Raw genomic sequence first — 16,032 nt, 5'->3', positions numbered from 1 at the left:
GGGGGAACGGGCATGATCGCGGCCGAGACCGCCGCCCGGCTGGCGCGCTGCGCCGCGGCCATGGAGGTCGCCGACCCGCCGCGCGCGGGCACCATCGCCTTCCACGGCGACGTGCCTGACGGCGATCTGGGTGACCTGGTCGTCGCCGCTCCCCGCGGTGACACCGTCGAGGCCGTCACCGTCGCGGCGATGCGGTTGTCGGTCGCCGACGCGATCCCGGTCCTGACCCGGGCCCGCCGCGACCCGGCCGCCCACCCCGCCGCCGCGTTCTGGGGCGCGGTCGTCCTCGTCGCACTGCAACTGGTCGCGCGCGGCCGGATCGTGCCCGGGGTGTCACCGGGCGGATTCGACGCCTGGCGGGCCGGACCGCTCGACGCGGCCGACGCCGAACGGCTGCGCGAACTCGCCGCCGCGATGCCCGCCGAGGCGCGCGCGATCCCGCTGCCCGACCGCGACCCCCTCGAACTGCCCGACGCGCACACTCTCGTCCGCGCCTTCGTGGACGCCGTGGCCGACGGGATGCCCCGCACCGCCGCCGCGCCGCTCGCGACCGGGAGCCCGCTGTTCGCCTCCCGCGCGCCGAACCGGGTGCCGCACCTGCGGGCGTGGTCCGACGAGCTGTCCGCGGGCATCGACGCGGGCGTGCGGGTCTCGCTGCGGCTCGAAGTCGCGGGCGGCTACGCCGAGGGCGCCTTCCACGCCGTCGTCCAGGCGCACTCGCTCGCCGACCCGGCCGTGGTGGTCGACGGGGGGGAGCTGTGGGAGCGCACCGACCACGGCCTCGGCGCGAGTGCCCGCGTCGAGCTGACCCGCGCCCTGCGCCGCGCCGCCCGCACCTGGCCGGTGCTGGACCGGCTGCTGTTCCAGGGTGTTCCCGACCGGCTGGTCCTCGAGGACGCCGAGGTCAACGACCTGTTCGGCCAGGCTCCCCGGCTCGCGGCCGCCGGGGTCGATGTGCACTGGCCGCGCGATCTGCTCGGCACGCTCACCGCGCGGGCGGTGGTCGGGCGGTCCGACTCGCCGCCGTCCGATATGCGCTCGGTGCTCGGTGGCGACGGCCTGCTGTCGTTCGACTGGCAGCTCGCGCTCGGCGACCAGCCGCTGACCCGCGCCGAACTCGACCGGCTCGCCGAGGCGCACCGGCCGGTGGTGCGGCTGCGCGACCAGTGGGTGCTGGTCGACCCGGACCTGGCCCGCAAGGCGCGCGACCGCGAACTCAAGCCGATCACGCCGCTGGAAGCCCTTGGGGTGGCGCTCACCGGGTCGACCGAGGTCGACGGGCGCGCCGTCGAGGTCGTCGCCGATGACTGGCTGGAGGCGCTGCGGGCTCGCATCGCCGATCCCGATGGCGGCGCGGAGCCGGTCGAGCAGCCTGCCGCGCTCGCCGCGACCCTGCGCGATTACCAGCTTCGCGGCCTGCGCTGGCTTGCGCGGATGACGTCGTTGGGCCTCGGCGGGTGCCTCGCCGATGACATGGGTTTGGGCAAGACAGTCACGTTGATCGCCCTGCACTTGCATCGACAGGCCGATGTGGACACTGCTGGCCCGACGCTCGTCGTGTGCCCCGCTTCGCTTCTGGGAAACTGGGAACGGGAGATCCGGCGGTTCGCGCCGGGTACCGCCGTCCGCCGATTCCACGGTGCCGCCCGTTCCCTTGACGGCGCCACGGATGGCTTTGTCCTCACCACCTACGGCACGATGCGGCTCGACGCGGAACGGCTCGGCGGGCACCGCTGGGGTCTGCTCGTCGCCGATGAGGCGCAGCACGTGAAAAACCCGTCTTCTGGGACGGCGAAGGCATTGCGGGCCATCCCGGCGGGCGCCCGCGTCGCTCTCACCGGTACTCCTGTCGAGAACAATCTGTCCGAGCTGTGGGCGGTTCTCGACTGGACCACTCCCGGACTGCTCGGCACACTCGGGCATTTCCGCACCCGCTGGGCCAAGCCGATCGAAGCCGACCACGACGACGCCACCGCCGACCGCCTGGCGCGGCTCGTGCGGCCGTTCCTGTTGCGGCGCCGCAAATCCGACCCCGGCATCGCCCCGGAACTGCCGCCCAAGACCGAAACCGACCAGCCCGTGTCGCTCACCCACGAGCAGGCCGCGCTCTACACGGCCGTCGTGCGCGAGACCATGACCGCCATCCGCGAGGCCGACGGCATGGCACGCCGCGGCCTGATCATGAAGCTGCTGACCGCCCTCAAGCAGATCTGCAACCATCCCGCGCAGTATCTGAAGGAACCCAAAGCCCGGCTCACCGGCCGCTCCGGCAAACTGGAACTGCTGGACGAGTTGCTGGACACCATCCTGGCCGAAGACGGCGCTGTCCTGGTCTTCACCCAGTACGTCACGATGGCCCGGCTTCTGGAGCGGCACCTGCGCGACCGCGGTGTCCCGACCGGGTTCCTGCACGGCGCGACTCCCGTGCCGCGCCGCGAGAGCTTGGTGAAAGAGTTCGGAGAAGGCGCTTTCCCTGTGTTCCTCCTGTCGGTGAAGGCCGCGGGAACCGGCCTGAACCTCACCCGCGCCGACCACGTGGTCCACTACGACCGCTGGTGGAACCCGGCCGTCGAGGACCAGGCCACCGACCGCGCCTACCGGATCGGCCAGACCCGGCCGGTCCAGGTGCACCGCCTCATCGCCGAAGGCACGGTGGAGGACCGCATCGCCGAAATGCTGCGGTCCAAACGCGACCTGGCCGACGCCATCCTCACCGCGGGCGAAGCCGCCCTGACCGAGTTGACCGACGCCGAACTGGCCGACCTGGTGGAACTGCGAGGCACCCGATGACCGCGCGCGGCTTCCCCGCCTTCCCACCGTCTCGCGGCCCCGGCTCGTTCGCGAAGTCCTGGTGGGGCCGCGCCTGGGTCAAGGCGGTCGAGGACACGGCGCTGGACGAAGGCCAACTCCGCCAAGGCCGCAAGTACGCCCGCACCGGTTACGTGGGCGCGATCACCGTCAGCCCCGGCCTGTTGTCGGCCACGGTCCGCGACTACGAAGACGACACCAGCTACCAGACGTTGGTGCGCCTGGAACCGTTGTCCGACACGGAATGGACCCGATTCCTGGGCCAGGTGGGCGCCCAGGCGGGCCACATCGCCGCGCTTCTCGACGGCGACATGCCAGCGGACCTGGTGGACGCCGCCGCCGACGCGGGCGTCCGCCTGCTGCCCGAAATCGGCGACCTGGACCCGGAATGTCCTTGCCCTGGCTGGGAACTGCCGTGCAGGCACGCCGCGGCTCTGTCGTACCAGGCGGCTTGGCTGCTGGACGCCGACCCGTTCATCCTCCTGCTGCTGCGCGGCAAAGGCCAACAGGAACTCTTGGCCGCTCTCCACGGCCTGTCGTCCCCCGACACCCCAGGCACCCCGGCCGCGGCCGCCTTCGCCCAGCCCCCACACCCGCTCCCCGCCCCGCCCCCGTCCGTCCCCGCCGCCGAGGGCGCAGACCCGCTTCCCGGGTCCCCGGACCCGATCGGCGTGGCGCTGTCGGTCCCCGCCGCGGAGGGAATCGACCCAGCCGCCCTGGAACTCCTCGCCACCGACGCCGCGACCCGCGCCCGCCAGTGGTTGACCGGCGACATCACCGACCTCCCACGCTGGCCGGACACCGTCCGCTACGCCGCCACCTACCCCGCGACAACCGACCGCCTTCGCCAACGCCACCCCACCCTCGACCGCGCCGTCGCCGCCTGGCACACCGGCGGCTGGGCCGCCCTGGAAGTCCTCGAAACCCCCTGGACCCCGCCCCGAGCCGACCTGGCCCGAGCCCACGACGCCTTGACCAATTCCTGGGAGGACGCCCCGCCAGAGATCACCACCTGGCGAAACCACTGGACAATCGGTGAAGTCCAACTCCGCTACGGCAAAGACGGCCGCTGGTACCCCTACCGCACCTCCTCCGGCGAATGGTGGCCCGCGGGCCCACCACAACGGGATATCGCCTCGGCCCTGCTGTCGGTGCTGAGCTAACCCGGCAGTTCTACGCTCTGCGCCCGTCTGTCGCACGGGGCGCCTCTCGCTCCGGCTGACACCACTGGCCGGATCTCATCGCGCCTACGGGTGCGCCGCGGGCGCTGAGCGTGAACTATCTCACGCGCCGTCCTCGACGAGCCCTGATTCCGGAGCGGATCACTCGAAAGTGGCTAGATCGTCAGTGTGAACCGATAAGGTGGCAGTGACTTACAGTGGCCCGTGCGGGTCCGTCGTCCACTTACGAGTGCCCGAGGAGGCCGCGGATCGATGCCCCGCGTACTGCTCGCCCCTTCCTACGGCAATCCCAAGTCGAAAAAGCGCTATCCTTCTCAAGGGTTTGCCAATTTTTCGGGATCGGGTGGCAATCCGGAACGCGACAAAATGACTGAAAGCTCCGTTCACGCCTACAGTCTTGTGAGCGGCGCTTTCGTTCGCGAACCCGCTCCTGACTGGCGCCGAGAGTACATGCTTCCGGTGTGGCGCGGGGTGTCGCGTGGCCAGTTCTGAATGGGACGGAGCAACGCTCCGCGCTTCCTACGGGGATGACTACCGGGAGCGGCGTGACGGATTCGCGTCGGCGGCGTATGACGGCGACTGGAAGACTGTCCTGGAGGAACTTGCCAAGTCTCCAACGCTGATCAACGCCTGGCGTCCGGGCGGTGCCAGTTGGTACACGCCGGTGCATCAGGCGGCCTGGCACGGTGCGGACCCCGAGATCATCCGTACGCTGGTCAGCCATAACCCGTGGCTGACTCTGCGCACAGCCTCGGGCGATCGGCCACTCGATATCGCACTGCGCGGAGGGCACGCGCACCTTGGCGGTCTGCTGATGCCAGTGATCCGCAATCCCGTGCCTACCGACGTGCTGGCCGCCCTCCAGAAGCACTTTCACGACCTTGTCCGCGAGCGCGCGGCCAGCTTGGTCGACAAGCATCAACTGCGGTTGCCCGAACTCGACCCGCTGACCGAACTCGCCGACGGCAGGATGTCGTTTCCGGTGCCTGGGATGTATGGCGGTTTCTACTACGTCCTGCAGGGGCTGGAACTTGAGGTCAAGAGTTGGTCGCGAGTGGTCGGCGGTTCAGGGCAGACTCACCGGATCACGGTTGACGGATACTGGATGACCGAGTCAGGTTATGTTTGACCGACGCACCGATTCGCTTGTGCGGCACCGACTCATCGGCGATTCCCGTGTGCCAGTGCGGCGCCGAGGCCGCGTTCCAGCCACCCGAAGAACGCCGGGTAATCGGCCTTCACGCTGAGCCGCACCAGGCGGCCATCCGGGGCTGTGGTCATCCGGCCGATCTCGTCCAACACCACCCGTTCACGCGCCAGCTCCACGTACGGCAACCGCAGCGCGGCGGCCAGGGCGAGCGCGTCGTGCTGGATCGTGCCGGGGTGGAAACGCTCGAACCACCGGTCCATGTGCGCCGCCAGCAATCTCGCCCACGGCGGCGCCTCCGGATGGGTGAGACGGCGATGCGGCGCGCCGTCGCGGTGGATCTCGATCTTCGGAGTGAACGTCGTGTCCGACAAGACCAGGCTTGGCACCCGGGCCGCGCGCACCAGAGTCGCCGCCGCGGCGGGGTCCACCCGGAAGTTGTGCTCCGCCCGCTTCGGATCGCGGTACCGCAGCGCCCCACCCATCTGAGTCACGGTCAACCGGTTGGCCAGATCCGGCCGCGTCGCAAGCACCTCCGCAAGATTCGACGCGGGCCCGAGCCCCGCCCACCGCACCGGCCCCTCTGCCTCCGCGCACACCTTGGCGACGGCGTCCACGACCCCACCGGGCTGGTCAGGCACCGCGTCGGGAACGAGTCCGTCCACACAGTCGAGCCGGGTGTTGCCCAGATCCGCCCCCGCCACCACCGGCACGTCCGCCCGCCCCACCAGGTCCAGCAGCAACCGCGCGAACCGCGCCCGCCGCCCGCCCAGTTCGTCCACCGTCGTCACCAGCGCCAGCGACGGCTCGGCGGCGGCCAACACCAACGCGACCGCGTCGTCCGGATCACCCCCGGCGTCGGTGTCCACGATCAGCGGCGCACCCGTCCGCGACGGCTCACCCGACTCCATCGGGCACTCACGCCCACGGCACGGTTCGCCACCGCCCATATCGTCCGCCGTCCAGTCTCTGGTGATCACCCAAAGCGTCCCACCACCACCTGCGCTCCTGGCCACCGGCTGGTGGAACAGGCCGAACACCGACCTCGTCGGCTAACCGATCGCCAACAGGGGAGGCTCAGCCCAGATCTACCGATTCGGGTGCCTGCTCCGTGGCGGGGTTCTCGTGCGCGGGCCCGACGACCGCGACCGGGCAGGGGGAGCGGTGCACTACCGCGTGGCTCACTGAACCGGTCACGAGCCTGGTGAGCGCGCCGCGTCCGTGGCTTCCGACGACCAGGAGCCGGGCGTCCGTGGCTTCCTCGAGCAGGGCGTGCGCGGGGCGGTCGGTCTTGTGCAGGGCACGCACCGGCACGGTCGGGTAGTCGTCGCTCCAGCGTCGGAGCTGGTCGTTCACCAGGAGTTCCGCCGCGTCGATCGGCCGGTTGTCGCCCTCGGCGCGGAACAGGGCCGAGAGGACCGCGTCGATCGGGCGGTCGGACCACGCGTGCACCGCCACCAGTTCGGCGCCGTGGCGGGCCGCGTGGTCCAAGGCGAAGCCCAGCGCGCGCTCACTTGTGGGTGACCCGTCCACACCGACCACCACCGGCCCCGTGGCATGGGACGCGCCGCGGACCACCACGGTCGGGGTGTCGGGCGACCGGACCAGCGTGGTGGCGGTGGACCCCAGCAGCGCCCCGGCGGCTCCGCTGGCGCCAGAGGAGCCCAGCACGAGCAGCGTGGCGGCGGTGTCGTCGACGAGCGCGGCCAGCAGGCGCACCGGCGGCCCGTCCAGCAGCACCGGCACAACCTCAAGCCCCGGGTGCGCGTCCCGGGTCTCGTCGGCGGCCTCGGTCAGCTCGGTGTTCGCGGCGTTGCGAAGCAGGTCCTGGTCGAAGGCGAAATCGTGGGTGACGGTCATCGGGAACCCGGTGACCGGCCACTGCGGTTCCACGACCCGCGCGACCACCAGCGGGCGGGCGCGGTTCCCGGCCTCCGCCGCTGCCCAGGCCACGGCGTCGCGCGAGCCCGTCGAACCGTCGTAGCCGACGACGACGGCTCCGGTGGTCAAGGCGGTCATCGCGTTCCTTCCGGTGTGGGTGGGGCCGTGCTGGCGTCGAGCACGTCCAGGACCAGCAGCGGGACGCCTTGCTGGCAGGTCGTCGCCATCTCCGGCCGGGGGCGGCCGCGGACAGTGACCTCGCCTGACTCGGGCAACCGCTCCCGCGCGCCCAGCAGCAGATACGTCTGGCCGCCATCGGTCAGGAGCAGGCACCCCGGCTCGATCCCGTGGCTCACCCGTCCGCGCAGCGTGAGCACGTCCGCGGCGGTCTCCGACGTCGCCGGGACCGTGCTGCTCGGGCTCGGGGGCGCGCTCGGGGGATCGTCGGACATCCCGCACGCGGACAGCACGAGAACGCAGAGCATGGCCACGGGCAGCGGTCCACCGCCCGGACGCCGAAAGCCGTCGCGCTCTGCCACGAGCAAGGAGTACCCCAGCGCGTGACAGTGACTCCACGGAGAAGATCACATCCGCGCAACAGTCGCGAGGGCGGCTCTCGTCGGCGAACTCGTTCGACTATCCCCAGTTGGAGAGGGAGAAGGTCATGGTTCCCGGCCTAGGAGATGATGTTGTCCGCTCGCCGTTGCCCACCCCTGGTGGACACCGCGACAGTCCGCCGGTTGCTCGCCGCGCGGTTTCCGGCGTGGGCCGGTTTGCCGGTTTCGCCCGTGCCTTCCGGTGGCTGCCCGGCGTGAGCCTGGCCGACGGCGAGGTGCGCGACCCGCGGGACACGGCCGTCGCGGTCGATGACGCCGCGTGGGCCCGCGGGCGCGGCTGGGCGCTGTCCTTCGCGACGATCGCCCTGTCCGCCAACTGCTCACCACGCGCAGGGTGCATGAATACCGGGGGAACCGAGGGATAGGGCGCCGAACCGCAGGGTAGCCCTGGGGTTGTCCGCTTGGTCTGCCCGAGGAGTCCCAGTGGCGCTCACCCAGTCAGCGACGCCGGTCCCGACTCGTCCGTACCCGGTACGGCGTGCCCCGCGCGGGTCGGCGTTGCTGGCGCTGATCCGCACGACCGATCACAAGCAGATCGGAATCCTGTACCTGACCACGTCGTTCGCGTTCTTCCTCGCGGGCGGCCTGATGGCCCTGCTGATGCGCGCGGAGCTTGGCGTGCCCGGGCTCCAGTTCCTCTCGCTGGAGCAGTACAACCAGCTGTTCACCATGCACGGCACGGTGATGATGCTGCTCTACGCCACCCCGAACGTGTTCGGGTTCGCCAACTACGTGCTGCCCCTGCAAATCGGGTCACCGGACGTGGCGTTTCCCCGGCTCAACGCGATGTCCTACTGGCTGTACCTGTTCGGGGGAATCATCACCATGGCGGGGTTCGTCACGCCCGGCGGCGCGGCCGATTTCGGCTGGTTCGCCTACACACCGCTGTCCACCAGTGCCCACTCACCCGGACCGGGGGGAAACCTGTGGGCGGTGGGGCTCATCATCGGGGGCTTGGCGACGATCCTCGGGGCGGTCAACATGCTCACCACGATCGTGTGCCTGCGTGCCCCGGGGATGACGATGTGGCGGATGCCGATCTTCACCTGGAACATCCTGTTCACCAGCGTCCTAGTGCTGCTGGCGTTCCCGATTCTGACCGCGGCCCTGTTCGGCCTGCTCGCCGACCGGCTGATCGGCGCGCACGTGTTCGACGCCTCCGGCGCGGGGGCCATCATGTGGCAGCACATGTTCTGGTTCTTCGGCCACCCCGAGGTCTACATCGTGGCGCTGCCGTACTTCGGGATCGTCAGCGAGATCATCCCGGTGTTCAGCCGGAAACCGTTGTTCGGCTACAAAGCGCTGGTCTTCGCCACGATCGGGATCATGGCGCTGTCGATGACGGTCTGGGCGCACCACATGTTCGCGACCGGCGCGGTCCTGCTGCCGTTCTTCGCCTTCCTGTCGTTCATGATCGCCGTCCCGACCGGCATCAAGTTCTTCAACTGGATCGGCACGATGTGGCGCGGGCAGCTCACCTTCGAGACACCCATGCTGTTCACCCTCGGATTCCTCGTCACCTTCCTGCTCGGCGGGCTCACCGGCGTGCTGCTGGCCGCGCCCGCGATCGACTTCCACGTGCACGACACCTATTTCATCGTCGCGCACTTCCACTACGTCCTGTTCGGCACGATCGTGTTCGCCACCTTCGCGGGGATCTACTTCTGGTTCCCCAAGATGACCGGCCGCTTCCTCGACGAGGGACTGGGAAAACTTCATTTCTGGACCACATTCATCGGATTTCACCTCACTTTTCTCGTGCAGCACTGGCTCGGCAACGCGGGAATGCCCCGCCGCTACGCCGACTACCTCCCCGGCGACCAGTTCGCCCTGATGCACGCCGTCTCCACGATCGGCGCCTTCGTCCTCGGCGCGTCGGTGCTGCCGTTCATCTGGAACGTCATCCACAGCTACCGCTTCGGCGAGCCGGTCGACGCCGACGACCCCTGGGGCTACGGCAACTCCCTCGAATGGGCGACCAGCAGCCCGCCCCCTCGGCACAACTTCACCGAACTTCCCAAGATCCGCTCTGAGCGCCCAGCCTTCGAACTCCACTACCCGCACATGGTCGACCGCTTCCGGGAAGAGGCAGTCGTCGGCGGCCGTCGCCCCGCCGCGCCTTCGGAAGTCCTCGCAGCGGGAACCCAGCCGGACGACCAGGGCGACCAGGACGACCAGGACGATCCACGAGCCAAGTGACCGCTCAGGGCGCGGGTTCGGTTCCCGAGGTGACCCGGTAGTAGGTGTCGCCGTGGCGGAGGAGGACCGCGCCGTCGTCGGTGCCGGGTTTGGCGACGGCTTGCCAGCCCGCGCGGCCGGTGCCCCAGACGGTGCCCGAGGTGATGATGTCTCGTCGGGGCAGGCCGGTGGCGCCGCCGCCGACGACGGTGCCTGCCGGGTCGACGACGAGGACGCAGGCGGCCTGTTCGCCGTTGATCATGGCCCAGCCGCTGATGTCGGTGTCGCCGGTGACGCCGCCGGGGGTCTCGATGTGGCCGACGGTGGTGGTTCCCGCGCCGGGACCGGGGAGGTCGCGGACCGTGGCGAGGTCGATGTGGTGGCCGAGTTCGGGGCCGCCGCAGCCGAGGGTGAAGTCGTCGGTGAAGGGGTAGACGCGCAGGGTTCGCAGGATGCCGATGTGGCCGGGGTAGGCGTAGTTCCTGCTGATCATGTGGGGGGCGTCCAGGCGCATGGCGACGGCGAGGGTGGGAGTGAAGGGGTACTGGCGGCGGGTTTCGGCGGCGTTGCCGGTGCCGATGCCGTAGCTGGCCAGGGCGACGGCGAGGGTGATGGGGACGGCGTGGGCGCGGACGGTTCGGGGGCCGCGGCTGAGGGCGAGGACGAGGACGGCGGCGGTGAACAGCAGGGACAGGGCGGCGTAGCGGGGCGCGAGTCCTTCAGCCGTGCCGTAGCCGCCGCGGCTGACGCCGATCATGGCGGCGGCGATGGCGGTGTGCGCGGCCAGGCCTGCCCAGCCTGCGTCGTGCGGGCGGGTGGGTTCGGCGGGGCGGAGCCGTTCTGCGGCGAGGGTGGTGGCGATGGCGGCGAGGATGGCGGCGGTCAGGGCGCCGGCGAGGATCGCGAGGTCAGGTGAGGCGCTGGACCAGATTTTGCCGAGGGTTGCCAGGGTGGTGGCCAGCAGGGTGTCCGCGCCGATGACGTCAGGTCTCTTGGGGCCGGTGCCGCCGGGAGCGAGCAGCCAGAGCGTGGCGGTGACGGCGCCCGCGATCGCGGGGACGAGCAGGCGCCACCGGGAGTCGCGGCGGAGCCAGGCGACGAGGACGAGGGCGGCCCAGACGGGCAGCCCGGTTCCGTGGCCGAGGCAGGCCAGCGCCCCGAAGACGGTGGCGGGGAGAGTTCTGCCGTGGTGGGCGAAGGCGATGGCGATCACGGCGGGGGTGAGGCCGAGCAGCCACCACGCGCCCATCATGCCGATGCCGAAGTAGGTGATCGCGGCGGAGGAGAACACCAGGGCGGACAGCCCGGCCAGGACCGCGACCCTGGTGCGGCCGGTGAAGCGGGTGCGGAGCATGGCGGCCATCGCGGCGAGGGCGGCCAGGGACAGCAGCACGGTGAACACCCCGAGGGCCTGGTTCGAGCCCGCGAAGAGCCTCGCGTCCAACCAGTAGACGATGCTGACCAACTCCATGGGCTGGCCCTGCATGAGCGTGGTGGTCTTGGAGATGTCGAAGGCCCCGTCCGGGCGCGTGGTCATCCCCAGCACAAGCCAGAAGTCGTTGAAGTTCAACCGCGGCGCCCGAAACACCTCGGCGAGGGCCAGCAGGACCGGCACACCCCCCACCACCCACAGCGCCCCGAGCACCACCCGTTCCCGCCACGCCGGGGCGGCGATCTCGGTCCTGGCGGTGCGCTGATCGGTCGACATGAGGCCTCCGGGTCCGTCCTGCTGCGTTCTCTGAGAGTCGGCGGACACCCTCGCCCCGCACAGACAGGGAATCGACACCACGACCACGAACGTGACAACCTCGCACCACTGTGCGAGGAAGAACATGTCCACCCAACTCACCACGACCCCGGCACAGGTTCTCAACACTCAGAGATCGTCACCCGGTCACTGACGGACCTGGCTCGCGGCGTTTCTGGCCGTGCGACCTGGGTGGGTATCACGTTGGCCGGCGGTCCCGAGTCATACGGAACGTGAAGTAGTCGACCCTCCAGTCGTCCTTCTCCAAGTGTTCTTGAGCGATGATCTCTGTCCTGAAATCCGCCTGGTCGGCCAGGTGCGTCAGGTAGGGCAGGTCGCCGGAGGTGCCGAAGAAGATCAGCATTCTGCCAGTCGGGGTGAGGTGCCGCTTCGCGGCGGCGAAGAACTCGGTCATCGCGCGGTAGTTCTCGTCTGTCATGGCGACCTCGAACTGGTCCCGAGGGGCGAACCACCGGAATGGAGGGTCGAAGACAATCAGGTCGAATCTGCCGTCGACATCGCTGAACACGTCGCTGTGGCGGACCTCGATCCGATCCGCGACACCATTGCGCTCGGCATTTCGCCGGGCCGCCTCGACCGCGTGCGGGTTGATGTCGACCGCCAGGACGTCGGCGGCTTGCGAGGCCGCCAGGATGGCGTTGACACCGCTTCCGGTCCCCATGTCGAGAACGCGGTCGCTTTCGCGGACCTCGGCCAGGACAGCCTCGCCGAGAAGATGGGACACGCGCGTGATCGGCATGATCTCGGGCGGGATTGCCAATGTCCTGCCCAGGTAGGTGACCGTTTGGTCAGAACGGGCTTCCGCCTTCCCGGTGTTGTAGGCGCTCTCATGCCATTGGCGGATGCGCTTGGCATGGTCCTCGGTGATCATCGGGGTGTAGCTGGCAGCGTCGGCTGGACGCTTCGGCGGTGGGCCAGTCTCGGTCATGTCGGCACCTTATGCAGCCGATCAGATTGTCGCTGGCGGTGGCTGGTTCTGCCGGGGCGATGGCGCGTCAGGTGAAGTCGACCGGGGTTGCGGCGTTCATCAGGCCGATCATGCCGGAGACCAGGCGCATCTGGTCGACGGTGCGGATGTCGGCTTCGACCAGGCGGGGGGAGCAGACCAGGATGGCCACCGCCTGGGCCCGGGAGAGAGCGACGTTCAGGCGGTTGCGGGACAGGAGGAAGTCCAGGCCGCGGGGGAGGTCCACCGCTGACGACGAGGTCATGGTCGTGATCACGACGGGGGCTTCCTGGCCTTGGAAGCGGTCCACGGTGCCGACTCGGACGCCGGGGAAGCCCGCACGTTCCAGTTCCCCTGCCACTGTGCGGGTTTGGAGGTTGTACGGGGCCACGACGAGGATGTCCTCGTCGCCTAGGGGGCGGGTGGTTCCCTGGTCGGTCCAGGTTCGGTTGTGCAGGGCCGCCACGATCTTGGTCACGGCGGCGGCTTCTTCCACTGACCGGGTGGTGTTGGCGTGGTGGTTGACTTCGGCCAGGTAGAGGCCGGAGGGGACGCCTTCGATGCGGCGGTCGGCGGTGCTGGGGTGGGCATGGAGCAGGCCCGCGTAGGACAGGTGGGACACGGGGGCGCAGACGGCCGGGTGCATTCTTCGGGTTTGGTCGAGGAAGTAACCCAGGTTCGCGGGAATGACATCGGCGTCGCCGACCAGGTGGCCGAGTGCCGATGAGTCGCTGCCGGGCGGGTGGGTGCCCTGCACGACCTGCGGGAGTTGTTGGGGATCGCCGAGCAGGACAAGGTTTTTGGCCGCGGTGGACACCGCGAGGGCGTCGGCCAGGGCGAACTGGCCTGCCTCGTCGATGACGAGGACGTCGAACGGGTGGGCGCGCACCGAGTTGTTGGCGAAAGTCCACGCTGTGCCGCCGACGAGGTGGCCGGTGTCGTGTTCGGTCCGCCATTTGGCCAACTGTGGGTAGGACTTGGGCTGGTCCCAGGCGCTGTCGGGGTCGGGGACCTTGGCCTGCTTGGCGCAGGGGAGGTCCGGCGCCGCGGACAGGGCCGCGGTCAGGACGTTCTCCACGGCCTTGTGGCTGGTGGAGGTGACGGCGACGGTTCTGCCCGCGCGCACCAAGTGGGCGATCAGCTTTCCGGCCAGGTAGGTCTTGCCCGCGCCCGGCGGGCCTTGCACGGCCAACGTCGAGCCGTCGAGCGCGTCGACGGCCTTGATCACGGTGTGCACCAGGTCGTCGGTCGCCGGGGGGAGTGGTTTCCCGCCGCGGAGCCGGGGTGGTGAGCCGCGGAGCAGGTCGATCCCCGGGTGTTCGGGGAGAGCGGGGAGTCCGTCCACAACGGACTGGGCGAGGTCGGCGATGGCCTCGTCCTTGGGCGTGGGCCGCACCGGCTCACCGGGGAGGACCGCCAGCGGGCGGTCGTCGGTGATCTCGTCGGGTTTGCAGCTTTCCTCGACGGTCAGGCGGTCGGTCGACGCGGAAGTGACCACGGCGTTGCGGTGAGTGCCCGCATAGCGGAGCCGCACCTGGTCGCGGGGGGAGAACAGGTGCGGTTGGTCGGCGGCGCAGACGATGTGCACGGTCCGCTTGGCGGTGCGCACGCGACCTGTCGGGGCCACCCAGGGCTCGGCGCGCACCGAAACCGGGACCGCGCAAGCGGTGTCGGCTTCCAAGTCGGTCAGCGGCGCGGAGAGTTGGCGGAAGAAATCCCACCACGCGGGGTTGGTCTCCCGCCGGTGGTAGCCGACCGCGGCCGCGAGCAGCGCGCGGGCCCGCTCGTCTGGACCGAAGTCGGCCGGGTTGTCGGGAAGTCCGTCCAACAGCGGGTCGACCAGCGCGGCCATGCGGGCGGCCCGCTCAGCTCGGCGCTCGGCGGCCAAATCCTCTTCGGTCTGTCTTAACAGGACGTCCATATCGGACTCGTCGGCAGGCTTGGCAGGGTCGATACCCGCTTCGGCGCGGACCTTGTGCAGGTACTCGAACAGGCGGAGCGTGGAAACGCAGTCGTACTCGTTGTAGTCGGCCACTTCCCGCAGCACGGCGGCGGCCTTCTCGGTATCGCCGAGTTGGGTCAGGGTCAGGTAATCCTCGTACGCCTCGATGCTGGACGCGGCGTTCTTGACCTCGCCCGAGCGAGCCGAGGGCATGTAGAGGGGTTCGAGGTCTTTGATGGAATAAGACCGTTGCGACACTCGCAATGCCTTGCGCACCACGGCATAGAGGTCGATCAGCGCGCCCTCGCGCAGCAGGCTGTCGACGGCTTCCTCGCGGGTGCCGTGCACGGCGGCCAGCCGCTTGAGCGCGGTCACCTCGTACGGGGCGTAGTGGTAGATGTGCGAGCCGGGGTGCGCGGCGAGCCGGTCGGTCGCGAAGTCGACGAACCGCTCGAAGGCGTGTTTCTCCTGGGCCCGCGAGTGCGCCCAGAACGGGGTGAAACGCGGCCCGCCGTCAGCGGTGACCGCGCCGAACAGGTACTCGATCCCGCCGCCGTCGAGCGCGTACGGATCGCCTTCCATGTCGAAGAAGACGTCGCCCGGGCTCGGCTGCGGCAGTTCCGCCAGCGCGGTCGGATCGATGATCTCGTAGGCGACCTCGCCGGTGCGGTCCTGCCGGACCTGGATCGCGGCCTGCGCCCGCAGCGCCGCGAACGACCCCTCGGTCATGTCCTTGGGCCGGTCGTCGGGGCCCGCGGCTGCCAGCGCGTCGATGGTTCCCATCCCCGCGTCGACCAGCTTGCGCCGCTGGCCCGAGCGCATACCCGCGACCAGGGACAGGTCCCGGTCGGTCTCCCGCCCGGACGCGCAGTGGGCGGCGAACCCGCAACTCGCGCACGCGGGCCGCGGATCGGCCCACAGCCGGTCGGGAAGCCGCGGCTCCCGCCGCAGGAGCCGCGCGCGCAACCGGTGCAGCAGCGGCAGGAAGTCCGCCACCCGCAGCGTCCGCGTGCTGCCGTCGCCGAGCAGCAGGTGCATGTTCGGCCCCGCGGGCCACCCCGCGCGCCGCAGCGCGTCGGCGTAGGCGGCCACCTGGAGCACCGCGGCGGGGCGGGCGTGCCGGGCGAGTTTGGTGTCGTGGACCTCGTAGCGCCCCTCGGCGTCCCGCAGCAGGAAGTCGGCCCGGCCGCGGAACTCGCCGTCGTCGAAAGCGGCCTGGTAGATCACCGGGGCGCCGGAGGCCAGCGCCTCCTTGGTCGCCGCGACAGCGTCCGCGCCGAGATCGATCTCGATGACCGCGTGCCGCTCCTGCCGCAGCCGGGACAGGGTCGCCTGCTCGTGCGCCCGGCCGTGCTTCACCGCGAGCCGGTCGCCGCCCCGGTCCGGCCGAGGCGCCCCGGGCAATCCGGCGGCGAACGCCTGGTTCAGGACACTGCGGTGCTCACATTCCAGCAGATCGGCGAGATCGGTCGGTGTGAACATCGCCGAGCAGTCTCGCACGCGGTGATCGCCGTCCCGCCCAACCGCACCCCGACACGCCGACGGCGTTCTGTCCACGCTCGGG

General features: G+C 70.2%; 12 protein-coding genes. 6 read left to right on the top strand and 6 right to left on the bottom strand.

The window, feature by feature from the left end; genetic code table 11:
- Positions 1 to 12 precede the first annotated feature (12 nt).
- From BLS56_RS01135 to BLS56_RS30315, 4 genes are all read left to right on the top strand, one after another.
- Positions 13 to 2,790: a DEAD/DEAH box helicase gene (locus BLS56_RS01135; RefSeq protein WP_091447199.1), complete on the top strand. Its 2,778-nt coding sequence runs from the start codon at positions 13 to 15 to the stop codon at positions 2,788 to 2,790.
- Positions 2,787 to 3,971, top strand: a complete 1,185-nt coding sequence (locus BLS56_RS01130) for an SWIM zinc finger family protein (RefSeq protein WP_091447197.1) — start codon at positions 2,787 to 2,789, stop codon at positions 3,969 to 3,971. The genes BLS56_RS01135 and BLS56_RS01130 overlap by 4 nt, the downstream gene beginning before the upstream one ends.
- A 270-nt stretch (positions 3,972 to 4,241) precedes the next feature.
- On the top strand, positions 4,242 to 4,481 hold the full coding sequence (locus tag BLS56_RS30320; RefSeq protein WP_139190453.1) for a hypothetical protein: 240 nt from the start codon (positions 4,242 to 4,244) through the stop codon (positions 4,479 to 4,481).
- Positions 4,468 to 5,118 (top strand): ankyrin repeat domain-containing protein, encoded by a 651-nt coding sequence (locus BLS56_RS30315; RefSeq protein WP_139190452.1) that lies wholly within the window; start codon positions 4,468 to 4,470, stop codon positions 5,116 to 5,118. Before BLS56_RS30320 ends, BLS56_RS30315 begins: the two co-directional genes overlap by 14 nt.
- 32 nt (positions 5,119 to 5,150) lie before the next feature.
- On the opposite strand, the gene BLS56_RS01120 is transcribed toward BLS56_RS30315, so the two are convergent.
- The 3 genes from BLS56_RS01120 to BLS56_RS01110 all read right to left on the bottom strand — a co-directional run bounded on the left by BLS56_RS01120 (position 5,151) and on the right by BLS56_RS01110 (position 7,556).
- On the bottom strand, positions 5,151 to 6,047 hold the full coding sequence (locus tag BLS56_RS01120) for a nucleoside hydrolase (protein WP_091447192.1): 897 nt from the start codon (positions 6,045 to 6,047) through the stop codon (positions 5,151 to 5,153).
- A gap of 166 nt (positions 6,048 to 6,213) precedes the next feature.
- Complete coding sequence (locus BLS56_RS01115) at positions 6,214 to 7,155, bottom strand: universal stress protein (RefSeq protein WP_091447190.1); 942 nt, start codon at positions 7,153 to 7,155, stop codon at positions 6,214 to 6,216.
- On the bottom strand, positions 7,152 to 7,556 hold the full coding sequence (locus tag BLS56_RS01110; RefSeq protein WP_139190451.1) for a hypothetical protein: 405 nt from the start codon (positions 7,554 to 7,556) through the stop codon (positions 7,152 to 7,154). The genes BLS56_RS01115 and BLS56_RS01110 overlap by 4 nt, the downstream gene beginning before the upstream one ends.
- 224 nt (positions 7,557 to 7,780) lie before the next feature.
- Here BLS56_RS01110 and BLS56_RS31155 point away from each other — a divergent pair, with 224 nt between their 5' ends.
- Together BLS56_RS31155 and ctaD are read left to right on the top strand one after the other, a co-directional pair.
- Complete coding sequence (locus tag BLS56_RS31155; RefSeq protein WP_175482602.1) at positions 7,781 to 7,999, top strand: hypothetical protein; 219 nt, start codon at positions 7,781 to 7,783, stop codon at positions 7,997 to 7,999.
- A gap of 58 nt (positions 8,000 to 8,057) precedes the next feature.
- Complete coding sequence (gene ctaD / locus BLS56_RS01105; protein ID WP_091447185.1) at positions 8,058 to 9,833, top strand: aa3-type cytochrome oxidase subunit I; 1,776 nt, start codon at positions 8,058 to 8,060, stop codon at positions 9,831 to 9,833.
- Between the two features lie 4 nt (positions 9,834 to 9,837).
- Here ctaD and BLS56_RS01100 read toward each other — a convergent pair whose 3' ends face one another.
- The 3 genes from BLS56_RS01100 to BLS56_RS01090 all read right to left on the bottom strand — a co-directional run bounded on the left by BLS56_RS01100 (position 9,838) and on the right by BLS56_RS01090 (position 15,950).
- Positions 9,838 to 11,520 carry a hypothetical protein gene (locus tag BLS56_RS01100; protein WP_091447183.1) on the bottom strand — a complete coding sequence of 561 codons (1,683 nt, stop codon included), beginning with the start codon at positions 11,518 to 11,520 and terminating at the stop codon, positions 9,838 to 9,840.
- Positions 11,521 to 11,758: 238 nt separating this feature from the next.
- The gene (locus tag BLS56_RS01095; RefSeq protein WP_228771264.1) at positions 11,759 to 12,508 is read right to left on the bottom strand and encodes a methyltransferase; all 750 of its coding nucleotides are present in this window, start codon (positions 12,506 to 12,508) and stop codon (positions 11,759 to 11,761) included.
- A gap of 67 nt (positions 12,509 to 12,575) precedes the next feature.
- Entirely contained in the window at positions 12,576 to 15,950 is a 3,375-nt protein-coding gene (locus tag BLS56_RS01090; RefSeq protein WP_091447180.1) for a TM0106 family RecB-like putative nuclease, read from the bottom strand.
- Between the last annotated feature and the right edge of the window lie 82 nt (positions 15,951 to 16,032).

This window comes from Actinokineospora iranica (genome assembly GCF_900101685.1).
Taxonomy (GTDB): domain Bacteria; phylum Actinomycetota; class Actinomycetes; order Mycobacteriales; family Pseudonocardiaceae; genus Actinokineospora; species Actinokineospora iranica.
This window is presented reverse-complemented; position numbering and strand designations above follow the sequence as displayed.